At 57.9% G+C, this 13,759-nt stretch carries 10 protein-coding genes; 5 read left to right on the forward strand and 5 right to left on the reverse strand.

The genetic code is table 11. The features are described 5' to 3' along the window. Position 1: 1 nt before the first annotated feature. A complete protein-coding gene (gene trxB / locus C1A08_RS04700; RefSeq protein WP_101572049.1) occupies positions 2-931 on the reverse strand; it encodes a thioredoxin-disulfide reductase in 930 nt (309 codons plus the stop codon). A gap of 196 nt (positions 932-1,127) precedes the next feature. Here trxB and C1A08_RS13215 point away from each other — a divergent pair, with 196 nt between their 5' ends. Both C1A08_RS13215 and C1A08_RS04710 read left to right on the forward strand, forming a co-directional pair. After that, a complete protein-coding gene (locus C1A08_RS13215; protein WP_153497792.1) occupies positions 1,128-2,225 on the forward strand; it encodes a peptidoglycan DD-metalloendopeptidase family protein in 1,098 nt (365 codons plus the stop codon). 29 nt (positions 2,226-2,254) lie between these two features. Continuing rightward, the gene (locus C1A08_RS04710) at positions 2,255-2,887 is read left to right on the forward strand and encodes a LysE family translocator (RefSeq protein ID WP_101571752.1); all 633 of its coding nucleotides are present in this window, start codon (positions 2,255-2,257) and stop codon (positions 2,885-2,887) included. A 2-nt stretch (positions 2,888-2,889) separates the two neighbouring features. Here the strand turns inward: C1A08_RS04710 and C1A08_RS04715 are convergent, their stop codons facing one another. Both C1A08_RS04715 and uvrB read right to left on the reverse strand, forming a co-directional pair. Beyond that, positions 2,890-3,393 (reverse strand): GtrA family protein, encoded by a 504-nt coding sequence (locus tag C1A08_RS04715; protein ID WP_055202513.1) that lies wholly within the window; start codon positions 3,391-3,393, stop codon positions 2,890-2,892. Then, entirely contained in the window at positions 3,390-5,423 is a 2,034-nt protein-coding gene (uvrB, locus tag C1A08_RS04720; RefSeq protein ID WP_055202515.1) for an excinuclease ABC subunit UvrB, read from the reverse strand. Before uvrB ends, C1A08_RS04715 begins: the two co-directional genes overlap by 4 nt. Positions 5,424-5,527: 104 nt before the next feature. Here uvrB and C1A08_RS04725 point away from each other — a divergent pair, with 104 nt between their 5' ends. The 3 genes from C1A08_RS04725 (at position 5,528) to C1A08_RS04735 (ending at position 9,484) form a co-directional block, all read left to right on the forward strand. Beyond that, a complete protein-coding gene (locus tag C1A08_RS04725) occupies positions 5,528-6,112 on the forward strand; it encodes a manganese efflux pump MntP (RefSeq protein ID WP_055202517.1) in 585 nt (194 codons plus the stop codon). Between the two features lie 78 nt (positions 6,113-6,190). Next, positions 6,191-8,143 (forward strand): DNA primase, encoded by a 1,953-nt coding sequence (gene dnaG, locus C1A08_RS04730; RefSeq protein WP_101571755.1) that lies wholly within the window; start codon positions 6,191-6,193, stop codon positions 8,141-8,143. A gap of 114 nt (positions 8,144-8,257) precedes the next feature. Beyond that, positions 8,258-9,484: an alkaline phosphatase family protein gene (locus C1A08_RS04735; RefSeq protein WP_055202521.1), complete on the forward strand. Its 1,227-nt coding sequence runs from the start codon at positions 8,258-8,260 to the stop codon at positions 9,482-9,484. A 238-nt stretch (positions 9,485-9,722) separates the two neighbouring features. Here the strand turns inward: C1A08_RS04735 and scpA are convergent, their stop codons facing one another. Both scpA and C1A08_RS04745 read right to left on the reverse strand, forming a co-directional pair. After that, entirely contained in the window at positions 9,723-11,858 is a 2,136-nt protein-coding gene (gene scpA, locus C1A08_RS04740; protein WP_101571756.1) for a methylmalonyl-CoA mutase, read from the reverse strand. A gap of 12 nt (positions 11,859-11,870) precedes the next feature. Continuing rightward, positions 11,871-13,754 carry a methylmalonyl-CoA mutase family protein gene (locus C1A08_RS04745; RefSeq protein WP_101571758.1) on the reverse strand — a complete coding sequence of 628 codons (1,884 nt, stop codon included), beginning with the start codon at positions 13,752-13,754 and terminating at the stop codon, positions 11,871-11,873. Positions 13,755-13,759 lie beyond the last annotated feature (5 nt).

A 13,759-nucleotide genomic window follows, 5' to 3' on the forward strand; every position in this document is an offset into this window, starting at 1 on the left:
TTTACAGTTGCAACAGGAACCGTTCGCATTCCAGCGCGGCGGCGCACCCCGACCCGGCCGCGGTGATCGCCTGCCGGTAATGCGGATCCTGCACGTCGCCGGCGGCAAAGACGCCGACAATGTTCGTGCGGCAACTCCCCGGCGCCGTTTTGATATATCCTTCGTCGTCGAGTTCCAGCGAGCCCCTGAAAATCTCCGTATTGGGCTGATGCCCGATCGCCACGAAAAAACCGGTCACGCCGAGTTCTTCCTCCCGACCGTCGGCACGGCGCACGCGGACCCCGGTTACGCCGGAATCGTCGCCGAGCACCTCCTGCGTCGTGGTCTCGAAACGGATCTCGATGTTCGGCGTGGTCATCACGCGTTCCTGCATCGCCTTCGACGCCCGGAAACGATCCTTACGCACGATCATATACACTTTCCGGCAGATCGTCGCGAGATAGGCCGCCTCTTCACAGGCCGAATCGCCGCCGCCGACCACCACGACGTCCTGTCCCCGATAGAAAAAGCCGTCGCACGTAGCGCACGCCGACACGCCCATCCCCCGGAACCGCTGTTCGGACTCCAAACCCAGGTAGCGGGCTTCCGCCCCGGTAGCGATAATCAGCGCTTCCGCCTCGATCCGCTTCTCGCCGTTGACGGTCACCCGAAACGGACGCATCGTGAAATCCACCCCGGTCACCGCACCCATCCGGATATCGGCCCCGTATCTGATCGCCTGCTGCTTCATATTCTCCATCAGGACGCCCCCGTCGATCCCGTCGGGGAATCCCGGAAAATTCTCAATCCGCGTCGTGGTCGTAAGCTGTCCGCCCGGGGCCATCCCTTCGTAAAGGATAGGCGTAAAACCCGCGCGCGAAACATAAATCGCCGCCGTATAACCCGCCGGCCCGCTGCCGACGATCAGGCATTTCGTTTTTTCGGTCTCCATATCGTTATTTTTAATCGTTGCGTAAGTAGCTGCAAAAATCAAACAGATTATACAAATATAGAGGATATTTTCGAAACGGCGCGAATCCGGACGAATTCGTTCCGCCGCGACGGGCCCGGCCGCAGCCGGCGTCGCGGAAATTATGATTTCCCGAAAAAAATGCCTATTTTTATAGCCATAAAAAACAAATCGCCGTATGAGACTGCGTTCATTGATCTTATCTATTGTCGTAACCATTTTACTTTCAGGATGTTCGTCCGTAAAATCGTTTTTCGGCAGTTCGAAAAAACAGCAGCGGCAAAAGGCCGGAACGGAAGTCGTGGCTGAAAATATTTCCGCACGGACATCCGAATCCGACGGCAATTCGCTCTCTGAAAATTTAAAATCCGATAACAACGTGTGCGCAATTCCGGGCGTAGAACGTCCGGAAGCGATGATCAAACCGCTGAAGGCGCGACCGGAGATGAGTTTCGGCGAAACCGAAAGCGCGAACGTCCGCATCCCGTTGCGTTATAACAATCCGTTCCCCGAATCGGGCGAACTGGTCGTTCCGCTGTGCGAGCTGGAGACGGAATTCTGTTATCCGTATCCGGGAAAACTGATCTCCCCGTTCGGGCGACGCGGACGTTCGAACCACACCGGTATCGACATCAAGGCGATCCCGAACGACACGATCCGGGCCGCGATGCCGGGCGTCGTGCGGATGTCGAAACCGTACAGCGGATACGGCAACCTCGTCGTGATCCGGCATTACAACGGCATCGAGACCGTCTATGCGCACCAGTCCCGGAATCTCGTCCGGGTGAACGACGTCGTCGAAGCCGGCGACCCGATCGGGTTGGCCGGAAGAACCGGCCGGGCGACCACCGAGCACGTCCATTTCGAAGTACGCGTCGCCAGCGAACCGGTCAATCCGACGCTGCTCGTCGATCCGGACAACCGTTGCCTGCGCAGCGACCAAACTCTTTACTGTTATAACCGGGGCGGAGCGATCCGCGTCTCGACAAAACGCGCGACGACTTATATTCCGGACAGCGACGGCAACCAGCCGATTTTTGCCCAGACCCTCGAACCGGCGGATAAAACGGCCCCCCGGGAATCGTCGCCCGCGACAGCCGCCGAGAGAGACAACTCGCCGCAACAAACCGCGCCGACCTACCACTATGTGAAAAAAGGGGAAACCCTATCGCACATCGCGGTAAATTACTCGACGACCGTCTCGAAGTTGTGCGCGCTGAACGGGATCAAGCCGAACAGTCTGTTGCAGATCAAACAGAAATTGCGCGTCAAATAGCCGTCCGCGGATTTTGAACCGCTCCGCACATGAAACTGCTCGAATTTATCGTCGCCTCGTCGTTACTGACCCTGATGCCGGGTCCGGATATTTTGTTTGTCATGGCCCAAAGCATCGTCCAGGGACGTAAGACGGGGATCGCGGTGGCCTTGGGGCTTTGTTCGGGATTGTTCGTACACACGGCGCTGGCCGCGCTCGGCATCTCGCTGATCATCGCCTCTTCCCCGATCCTGTTCGCCGCCATCCGTTACGCGGGAATCGCCTACCTGATCTATATGGGCATCGTTTCGCTCAGAAGCCGTAACGACGCATCCGTCTCCATCGCGGACAGCACGGCCACCCTGCAAAACGAATCCGCCGGCACGTTCGGCAAGCTCTACCGGACGGGAATCACGATGAACCTGCTGAACCCGAAAATCATCCTTTTCTTCCTCGCGTTTTTTCCGCAATTCCTCGACAAAACATCCGCGACGCCGCGCATCGACATCCTGATCCTCGGCACGACGTTCGCAGCAGTAGCGATTACGATCTTCACGATCGTAGCCCTGGTCGCCGACTGGGTCTCCGCACGGTTCGGCGCACGGCAGCTCCCGCCGGCCACGCTGGCTTGGATCCGGGCCGGAGTCTACTGGACGATCGCCGTGCTGTTCCTGTTCTACTGACGTCAGCGGCAATTGCCGTCCACGCAGCCCCGGAATGAAAAATATTTCTGCATCAGGTAGCTGTAAGCGACCGAAATCGCTTTGGTGAGGGCGTTCGACGGCGTAGGATAGATCCCGATCACGCCGACGAACAGTTTCATGCACAGATAATTCAACAGGATCGAGCCGCACACGCTCATCAGGTAACGGAACAGTTGCACGCGTCCGCGCAATGGCGAACCGTGAAACGCGATGTGACGGTTCAGCCAGAACCCGGTGAAGAACGTGATCGGAAAAACGATCATCCAGGCGGCGTTATACGACGAAACGGCGACAAAGTCGCCGAGATGCACGACGCCCTCCTTGTCCAGCACGAAATTGTAAAGAATGAAATAAAGCAGCAGGTCGAACCCCATGTTCGCCCCGCCGCAAACCGCGTAACGGAACGTCTGTAACGGCACCAGCCGCCGCAACGGCGGCAGGTAAAAAATATCGATGATGCGGGTCAGTCTCCGGGCGAACGTCATTTCTTTTTCAGGTTTTGCTGTTTTTCCTGCAACGCGTACATCTGGTCGCGGTAAGCGGCGGCGGCGGCAAAATCGAGTTCGCGAGCGGCATTTTCCATCGCTTCGCGGGCGATCTTGATCGCCGATTCGAGGTCGTGCTCGGTCATGTAGGCGGCCACCGGATCGGCCGCCACTGCAAAGCCGCGGTCCCCGGTCAGGTCGTACAGCGCGCCTTCCCCTTTGCGGCCCTGCAACGCTTCGCCGGAAAGGATCGCCCGGCCGCTCTTGATCGCCTGCCGCGGCACCACGCCGTGCAGGTTGTTATAATGTATCTGCTTTTCTCGGCGGCGGTTGGTATCCTGTATCGACAGCCGCATCGAATCGGTGATCTTATCCGCATACATAATTACCCGTCCGCCGACGTTTCGCGCCGCGCGCCCCGCGGTCTGCGTCAGCGAACGCGCGCTTCTCAGAAAGCCCTCCTTGTCGGCGTCCATGATCGCCACCAGCGAAACTTCGGGCAGATCGAGCCCCTCGCGCAACAGGTTTACGCCGATCAGCACGTCGAACAATCCGGCGCGCAGATCGTCGAGGATCTGCACCCGTTCGAGCGTATCGACGTCGGAATGAATGTACCGGCAGCGGATTCCCATCCGGTCGAAATATTTATAGAGCTCTTCGGCCATTCGTTTGGTCAGGGTCGTCACCAACACCCGCTCGTCCGCTTCGGCGCGGATTTCGATCTCCTCGACCAGGTCGTCGATCTGGTTCAGCGTCGGACGTACCTCCACCGGCGGATCGACCAGCCCGGTCGGGCGGATAAACTGTTCGACCACCGAACCCTCCGATTTGATCAGCTCGTAGTCGGCCGGCGTGGCGCTCACATAGATCACCTGATTTTCGAGCGATTCGAATTCGTTGAACTTCAACGGTCGGTTGTCCAACGCGGCCGGCAACCGGTAGCCGTAATCGACCAAGTTGTTTTTACGCGAACTGTCCCCGCCGAACATCCCCCGTATCTGCGGGATCGTCACGTGACTCTCGTCGATAATCAACAAAAAGTCCTTCGGGAAATAATCGATCAGGCAGAAGGGCCGACTGCCCGGCGAACGCCCGTCGAAATAGCGCGAATAGTTCTCGATCCCGGGACAATAACCCAATTCCTTAATCATCTCCAGGTCGTATTCGACGCGCTGTTTGAGCCGCCGGGCCTCGGTCGGCTTACCGATCGACTCGAAAAACTCGCATTGTTTCCCCAGATCGAGCTGGATCATCCGGATCGCCTGCTCGACCCGTTCGCGCGTCGTCACGAACAGATTGGCCGGATACACGATCACGCGTTCGAGCGATTCGAGCCGCTGTCCGGTCACCGGATCGATCAGGCTGATCATCTCGATCTCGTTATCGAAGAAAACCACCCGATAGCACTTCTCGCCGTAAGCGGCGAAAATATCGACCGTATCGCCGTTGACGCGGAACGTGGCCGGCCGGAAATCGTTCTCGCTGCGGGTGTAGAGCGCATCGACCAGCGCGTACAGCAGTTTGTTGCGACTGATCACATCGCCGACTTTCAGCTCGACCGACGTGGCATGGAAGTCCTCGGGATTGCCGATCCCGTATATGCACGACACGCTCGATACGACGACGATGTCGTTACGGCCGCTCAACAGCGACGAAGTGGCGCTGAGCCGCATTTTCTCGATCCCTTCGTTGATCGACAGATCCTTTTCGATAAAAGTGTCCGTCGTCGGCAGATAGGCTTCGGGCTGGTAATAGTCGTAATAAGAGACGAAATATTCGACCGCATTCTCCGGAAAGAAGTTTTTGAACTCGCCGTAGAGCTGCGCCGCGAGCGTTTTGTTATGGCTCATGATCAGCGTCGGCTTATTCAGCGCGGCGATCACGTTGGCCATCGTAAACGTCTTGCCCGAACCGGTAACGCCGAGCAGCGTATTGTGCCGGCAACCGTCCCGCAGCGCCGACACGAGCTGCCCGATCGCTTCGGGCTGATCCCCGGTGGGGCTGTATTCCGATACCAGTTTGAAATCCATGGTGCAAAGGTAAGAATTGATTTAAAAATCCGGTCACGTCGTACCGTTTATTCACAAAACCGGAATTAATGGCTATTTTTGCATAAAATTTAGCACTTTTCCGGATGGGTTTACTTGGGGTCTTACTGTTGGGAGTCGGATTGAGTCTCGACACGTTCGCCGTCTCGCTGTCGCTGGGATTCGCCGGGTGCACGACGCACCGGCAGCGGATGCGTTTCCTGATCGTCATCGGCATCTTCCACTTCCTGATGATCATGGCCGGCTGGTTCCTCGGCGAAAACGTGAGCCGGCTGATCGCCGACTACGACCACTGGGTAGCCTTCGGGCTGCTGGCGATCGTCGGCGGCAAGATGATCAAAGAGGGCCTTTCCGCCGAAGGAGAATCGGTCAACTGCAACGACCTGTTATCGCTACGCAATACGCTGCTGCTCGGCGTGGCGCTCAGCATCGACGCGCTGATCACCGGATTCAGCCTCGGGATGGTCAAGATCAGGTTGTTCGACGGACCGCCGCTGGGCAACACCCTGCTCGCGGCGCTGCTGATCGGCCTGTCGGCTTTCCTGATCTCGGCCGCCGGACTGAAGATCGGCAAACGCGTTTCGTCGCGGCTCGGCCCGAAAGCCGAAATCTTCGGCGGCTTGATCCTGATCGGCATCGGCGTCAAAATCCTGATCGAACACCTCAGCTAAAGCGTTCCGGCCGGCGCGCCGCATCCTACAATCCGAAAATTATCGTAACTTTGGATTCCGGAAACACCGTTTATCCCTATGATCGACAAAGCAACCATAGACCGTATTTTCGCCGCCGCCAACATCGTCGAGGTGGTCGGCGACTTTGTCACCCTCAAAAAGAAGGGGATAAACTACCAGGCGTGCTGTCCTTTCCATAACGAAAAAACGCCGTCGTTTGTTGTCTCGCCGTCGAAGGGGCTATTCAAGTGCTTCGGCTGCGGCAAGGGAGGCAATGCCGTGACCTTCGTGATGGAACACGAAAACATGACCTATCCCGAAGCGTTGAAATACGTCGCCCGCAAATACGGCATCGAGGTCGCCGAACGCGAACAGACTCCCGAAGAGGTGCGCCGCAACGACGACCGCGAGAGCATGATGGTCGTCTCGTCGTATGCCGCCGACTATTTCGTCCGGACGCTGCACGACACGCCCGAAGGACAAAGCATCGGTATCGGCTATTTCCGCGAACGCGGGTTCTCGGACGCCACGATCCGGAAATTCGGACTCGGCTACTGTCCCGACGGCGGCGACACTTTTACGCGGCAGGCGCTGGCCGACGGCTACAAAGAGGAGTTCCTGGTCGGCACCGGACTGACGATCAAACGCGAGACGGGCGGCTATTACGACCGTTTCTGCGGCCGGGTAATGTTCCCGATCCACGGGATCAGCGGACGCGTAACCGCATTCGGCGGCCGGACGATGCGCACCGACAAGAAAGTCGCGAAATACCTGAACTCGCCGGAATCGGAGATCTACCACAAAAGCGACGTCCTGTACGGAATCTATTTCGCCAAACGGGCGATCACGCAGCAGGACTGCTGCATCCTGGTCGAAGGTTACACGGACGTCATCTCGATGCACCAGTCCGGGATCGAAAACGTGGTCGCCTCGTCGGGCACCTCGCTGACGGACGGGCAAATCCGGTTGATCGGCCGCTTCACGCGCAACGTGACGGTGATCTACGACGGCGACAGCGCCGGCATCAAAGCCTCGCTGCGCGGGATCGACATGATCCTGAAAGACGGCCTGAACGTGCGGGTCGTGCTGCTGCCGGACGGGGACGACCCCGACTCGTTCGCCCGCAAGCACAACGCGACCGAACTGCGCGATTTCATCCTGTCGCACGAGGAAGACTTCATCTCGTTCAAGACCCGGTTGCTGCTGGCCGAGGCGGCGGGCGACCCGCTGCGCAAGGCGGCGCTGATTGCCGACATCGTGCAAAGCATTTCGGTGATTCCGGACGCCATCACCCGTTCGGTCTACACGCGCGAATGTTCGCGGCAAATGGAGATCGACGAACAGATCCTGCTGCGCGAGATCGCGCTGCGCCGCGTCGAACACACGGCCGGCAACGAAGCCAAAGAGTTTATCCGCAACCAGGAAATCATCCGCCGGCGCACGGAAAACCAACCGGCCGCCATAGCGCAAGTCGAAGCGGGCAGCAGCATCGAAGAACTGGAAAACGAACTGATCAAATACCTGCTCAAGTACGGCGAGCACGACTTCGAGTACGTCGAAGGAAAGGAGGTCGTCGAACTGAACGTGGCCGAAGTGATTATAAACGACCTCGACCAGAACGGCATCGTGATGAAAAACACCGTACTGCACAAAATATACGAAGAATACAAAACGCTACGACAGAGCGGCGAAGGAATCGGCATGAACCATTTCATCAACCACCCCGATCCGGAAGTCAGCAATGCCGTGGTAAACCTGCTGACCTACGACGACAATTACATGGTCAGCAAACTGTGGAAAAAATTCGACATCGTCGTCGAAAGCGAACAGGAGCGGCTGCCGGTGGCGGTTCCGCGGGCCGTGATCCTGTACAAGTCGAAAGTGATCGACGACATCATCGCCGGGCTGCGGGCGAAACTGGCCGACCAGTCGCTGCCGGAGGAGGAACAAGCCACCCTCACCCACCAGATTTCGGTTCTGAACCAGGAACGGACGCTGATCTCGAAAAAACTTTCGCGGCTGATCGTCTGAATGATTGCCCCGCCGAACCGGGCTTCGTCCCGTTTCTCCTCGCTTCCATCCGTTTGCAAAAAATATTTGCCGCATTTTTCGTATCTTTGAATCCGGAACATTTAAAAACGGACTATGAGACGACTGACCCTCCTTTCTTTTGCATTCGCCTTGCTGCTGCCGCTCTCGGTTTTTTCCGCAAAAACGAAAAAAGCGGTATACGTTATTCTGGACGGAATTCCGGCCGACGTGATCGAACGGCTCGATCCGCCGGCCATCAAAGCCGTCGCAGCCGAAGGCGGTTACTCGCGCGCCTACTGCGGCGGAACCGTCGGCCGGTACGACCAGACGCCGACCATTTCGGCCGTCGGTTACAACTGCATCCTGACGGCCACCTGGGCCAACAAGCACGAAGTCTGGGACAATTCTCCGAAACCGGACTATAATTACTGGTCGATTTTCCGGATCGCCAAGGAACAGAAGAAAAATTTCAAAACGGGGCTTTATTCGAGCTGGACGGACAACCGTACCGTCTTGCTCGGCGAAGGGCTTCCCGAAACGGGCAATTTGAAGATCGACTACGTCGCGGACGGGCTCGACCTCGACACGAAAAATTACCCGAAAGAGAAAGACGACCTCCATATTTTCAAGATCGACGAAGCGATCTCCGAAGCCGCCGCCGAAGGAATCCGCAACGACGCCCCGGACATGAGCTGGGTTTACCTGTGGTACACGGACGACGCGGGACACTATTATGGCAACGGCGATTTCATGGACGAATACGTGATGAAAGCCGACAAGCAGGTCGAACGAATCCGGGAAGCCGTGAAATACCGCGAAGCCAACTACGACGAAGAGTGGCTGCTCATCGTGACGACCGACCACGGACGCGGCCCCGACGGATACCACCACGGCGGGCAGTCCGAACGCGAACGCACTTCGTGGATCGCCACGAACGTGCAGCCGAATGCGCACTTCGCCGCTCCGCTGCTGTCGATCGTAGACATCGCCCCGACGATCTGCCGCTACCTGGGCTTCGAAGTTCCGACGGACGTGCTGTGGGAGCAGGACGGGATGCCCTTTATCGGCAAGGCGGACATCGCCGGCATCCGGATCGACCGCAAAGGCAACGCCGTCGAACTGGGATGGACGAGCCTGAACGACAAAGCTACGGCCACCGTATACGCCGCCCGCTCCAACAACTTCAAACAAGGTTCGCCGGATCGGTGGGTCAAGGTCGGCAAAGTGAAAGCCGGCGCGGGAAGTTTCACCTACGACCTCTCCGCAAACCCGGACGGTTTTTATAAATTCGCCGTCGTAACGCCGAATAACCACCTGACCTGCTGGGCTCCGGCCAAGTAATCGTTCGGGAAACAGGCAGGGGGTTCCCTTCCCGCAAGCGAAAGCGGCCGTCCGGAGACTCCGGACGGCCGCTTTTTTATTCGGAGAAACAGGTGGGCAAAGCAGCCTCGACGGACGCACCGGAATCCATACTCGGAACCGATTGTCGATTCCCGGTCCGGCCGGAAAGGCCCCGTTCCTCCCGCAAAACAAACCGGGCCGCCCGAAAGGACGGCCCGGCCTCGTCTATGCATACAACCTATTCGGCATTCAAAATCTCCAGGATTTTGATCGCAGCGGTCGAGATCGGAGTTCCGGGACCGAAAATAGCGGCGGCGCCGGCTTTGTACAGGTCGTCGTAATCCTGGTGCGGGATCACGCCGCCGACGATCACCACGATGTCCTCGCGGCCCAGCTTCGCCAGTTCGGCGACGATCTGCGGAACGAGCGTCTTGTGGCCGGCGGCCAGCGACGATACGCCCACCACATGCACGTCGTTTTCGACGGCCTGTTTGGCGGCTTCGGCCGGGGTCTGGAACAACGGCCCCATATCGACGTCGAATCCGATGTCGGCGTAACCGGTAGCGACTACCTTCGCGCCGCGGTCGTGCCCGTCCTGACCGAGTTTAGCGATCATGATGCGGGGCTGTCGACCCTCCTTTTTGGCAAACTGCTCGGCCATTTGTTTGGCCTTCGCAAAACTTTCGTCGTTTTTCACTTCTGCTGAATATACTCCTGATATTGAACGAATAACAGCTTTGTATCGTCCTACGACCTCTTCGCAGGCATCCGAGATTTCACCGAGCGACGCGCGCACTTTGGCGGCTTCGACGGCCAGTTCGAGCAGATTCCCCTTCTTCGTGCGGACACATTCGGTAATAGCGGCCAGCGCGGCTTTCACTTTCGCTTCGTCGCGGTTGGCGCGAAGTTCGTTCAGACGCTTGATCTGGGCTTCGCGGACAGCCGTATTGTCGACGGCGAGAATGTCGATCGGATCCTCTTTTTCGAGACGGTAACGGTTGATCCCGACGATCGTATCGTTGCCCGAGTCGATGCGCGCCTGTTTGCGGGCGGCCGCCTCCTCGATACGCATTTTCGGAATACCGGTTTCGATGGCTTTGGCCATACCGCCGAGCTTTTCGACCTCCTGGATCAAATCCCAGGCCTTGTGCACGATCTCGTCGGTCAGCGATTCCACGTAATAGGAACCGGCCCACGGATCGACCGCGCGGGTAATGTTGGTCTCTTCCTGAATATAGATCTGCGTATTACGCGCGATACGCGCCGAAAAATCGGTCGGCAGCGCGATGGCTTCGTCGAGCGCGTTGGTATGCAGACTCTGGGTGTGTCCCAGCGCGGCGGCCATCGCTTCGATCGCGGTACGCGCCACGTTGTTGAACGGATCCTGTTCGGTCAGCGACCAACCGGAAGTCTGCGAGTGCGTACGCAGCGCCAGCGATTTCGGATTTTTCGGGTCGAACTGCTTGACGATCTTCGCCCACAGCAGACGGGCGGCGCGCATCTTGGCGATCTCCATAAAATGATTCATGCCGATAGCCCAGAAGAACGACAACCGCGGAGCGAACGTATCGACGCTCATGCCGGCATTAACCCCCGTTCGCAGGTACTCCAGACCGTCGGCCAGCGTATAAGCCAGCTCGATGTCGGCCGTAGCCCCAGCCTCCTGCATGTGGTAGCCGGAGATCGAGATCGAGTTGAACTTCGGCATGTTCTTCGACGTGTACTCGAAAATATCGGCGATGATCTTCATCGAAAATTCGGGCGGGTAAATATAAGTATTGCGCACCATGAACTCCTTCAAAATGTCGTTCTGGATCGTACCGCTGAGCTGGTCGAGCGTGCAGCCCTGCTCCAGACCGGCCACGATGTAGAACGCCAGCACCGGCAGTACGGCGCCGTTCATCGTCATCGAGACGGACATCTTGTTCAACGGAATGCCGTCGAACAGCACCTTCATATCCTCCACCGAGCAGATCGACACGCCGGCCTTGCCGACGTCGCCGACTACGCGCGGATGATCGGCGTCGTAACCGCGGTGCGTAGCGAGGTCGAACGCCACCGAAAGCCCTTTCTGGCCGGAAGCCAGGTTACGGCGATAGAACGCGTTCGATTCGGCCGCGGTCGAAAAACCGGCGTACTGACGGATCGTCCACGGACGCATCACGTACATCGTACTGTACGGACCGCGCAGGAACGGCGCGATACCGGCGGCATAATTCAGGTGCTCCATGCCTTCGAGGTCTTCGGCCGTATAGGTTCCTTTCACGGCGATGTGCTCGGGAGTTACCCAGGGCTCGTTTTCCTTGCACCCTTTCGCGCTGCAGCACTTTGCCGCGGCGCCTGCATATTTTAAATCTGAAAATTTTGCTCTCATGACAATCCCTGTTTAAATACCGAGTTCTTTAAGATAATACTGGAGGGTTTCGAGCACGTTGTTGCGGACGCTGATAAAGTTCTTGATCCCTTGTGCTTCGAGCTCCTCTTTGCAGGCGGGCGCCCCGGCAACCACGAAAATCGCCTTGTCGCCGAGCAGCTTGAACGCCTCGGGAGCCAGCGTAGCGTAGTCGTCGTCGGCCGCGCAGATCACCACGATCTCGGCCTTCGCTTCCAATGCGGCTTTCACGCCTTCTTCGACGCTCTTGAAATAGGTATTGTCCTGCACGCGGATCCCGGCGCAGGCGAAGAAATTGCACGAGAACTGCGCGCGGGCGCGGGCAAAAGCCAACGCTCCGCAGGTCAGCATGAAGGCCTTCGGCTGTTTGCCGCTGCGGTCCACCTTCAGGCGCATCTGTTCGAAAGCCATCGCGCCGCGGTACGGCTTCAACGGACGTACGCCGTCTGCCGCCTGGGACGCGCAACCGCATTTGCAGGTCGATTTCCCGGTAACGACGTCTTCGGTAATCGCCTCGTCGGCCACTTCATTGAAATTAGGGAACTGGTTGGTTCCGAGCAGCGTCTCGCGGCGGGTCGCGATATTCGAATTCTTTTTGGCGGCGGAAGCTTCGACCTGATCCTGGATAAAACCGGCTTCGAACGCGGCGATGTAACCGCCTTTCTCTTCCACCTGCCGGAACAGGTTCCACGCCTGCTCGGCGATCGAATTGGTCAGGTTTTCGATATAGTACGATCCGCCGGCGGCATCGCAAACCTGGTTGAAATGCGACTCTTCTTTCAGCAGCAACTGCACATTGCGGGCGATACGCGCCGAAAAATCGGTCGGTTTTTCGTACGGCGTGTCGAACGGCAGCACTTCGATCGAATGAACGCCCGATACGGCGGCGCTCATCGCTTCGGTCGTGCCGCGCAGCATGTTGACATACGGGTCGTAAACGGTCATGTTCCATTTCGAGGTCACCGCATGCACCTTCATCTTGCTTGCGCAGCCGCGCGAAGGATTGTACGGCGCCATGATATTGGCCCACAGCAGCCGCGCGGCGCGGAACTTAGCGATCTCCATGAAGTAGTTCGAACTGATCGCCATCGAGAAACGCAGCGCCGGAGCGACCTGATCGACGCTCAGGCCCTGCTCCATCAGTTTCACCACGTATTCGTGGCCGGCAGCCAGCGTAAAGGCCAGTTCCTGCACGATCGTGGAACCGCTGTTATGGAAAATCTCGCCGCTGACGTTGACAAAACGAATCCTCTTGTATGCGGCTCCCTTCGAGATCAGCGACGCCAGATTCTCAAAACCCTTGCACTGCCCGTTCTTGCAGGCCATCGTTCCTTTCAGCGTCAGCTTTTTGACGATCGGGTCGAGCACGAAAGAGGCTCTCACCGTTTCGGGATCGACTCCCTCCTTATCCATTTTATCGATAAAAAGGCCCGCTACTTTTTTGGTGGCGCAGCCGCTGAAAACGAGCTCGGTATTTTTTACCGAAATCCCGGACAGCAGCGTATCGAGGTCGGCTGCGGAAAACTCCTTGTCCCCGATCACGAAACCGATCGATTCGACCCCTTTGGTCAACAGGACGGTAGCCTGTGCATTGGCCTCTTTCGGACATCCGACCTCGATGGTCTGGACGATCCGCCAGTTGTTGTCTTTCCCGGTACCCCGTACGTACGGAAATTCCCCGCACTGCGAACCGAGGTACTTGATGCCGTCGAGATTCTCGGCGCGGTAGTACGGGCGGACATTGAATCCCTCGGCCGTTCTCCACACGAGTTTTTTCTCATAATCGGCCCCTTTAAGGTCTACCGCGATCACCGATTCCCACTGCTCGGTCGAAACCGGCGGAAATTCGGCGAACAGCTTCTGTTCCTTATTTGCCATAGTTT

It is taken from the genome of Alistipes sp. cv1 (genome assembly GCF_900240235.1).
Lineage (GTDB): Bacteria > Bacteroidota > Bacteroidia > Bacteroidales > Rikenellaceae > Alistipes_A > Alistipes_A hominis.

Coding starts and splice junctions, on each gene's coding strand:
- C1A08_RS04710 (WP_101571752.1), top strand. CDS start 2,255: ATGAAACTGCTCGAATTTATCGTCGCCTCGTCGTTACTGACCCTGATG.
- dnaG (WP_101571755.1), top strand. CDS start 6,191: ATGATCGACAAAGCAACCATAGACCGTATTTTCGCCGCCGCCAACATC.
- C1A08_RS04725 (WP_055202517.1), top strand. CDS start 5,528: ATGGGTTTACTTGGGGTCTTACTGTTGGGAGTCGGATTGAGTCTCGAC.
- C1A08_RS04745 (WP_101571758.1), bottom strand. CDS start 13,754: ATGGCAAATAAGGAACAGAAGCTGTTCGCCGAATTTCCGCCGGTTTCG.
- C1A08_RS04715 (WP_055202513.1), bottom strand. CDS start 3,393: ATGACGTTCGCCCGGAGACTGACCCGCATCATCGATATTTTTTACCTG.
- uvrB (WP_055202515.1), bottom strand. CDS start 5,423: ATGGATTTCAAACTGGTATCGGAATACAGCCCCACCGGGGATCAGCCC.
- C1A08_RS04735 (WP_055202521.1), top strand. CDS start 8,258: ATGAGACGACTGACCCTCCTTTCTTTTGCATTCGCCTTGCTGCTGCCG.
- scpA (WP_101571756.1), bottom strand. CDS start 11,858: ATGAGAGCAAAATTTTCAGATTTAAAATATGCAGGCGCCGCGGCAAAG.
- C1A08_RS13215 (WP_153497792.1), top strand. CDS start 1,128: ATGAGACTGCGTTCATTGATCTTATCTATTGTCGTAACCATTTTACTT.
- trxB (WP_101572049.1), bottom strand. CDS start 931: ATGGAGACCGAAAAAACGAAATGCCTGATCGTCGGCAGCGGGCCGGCG.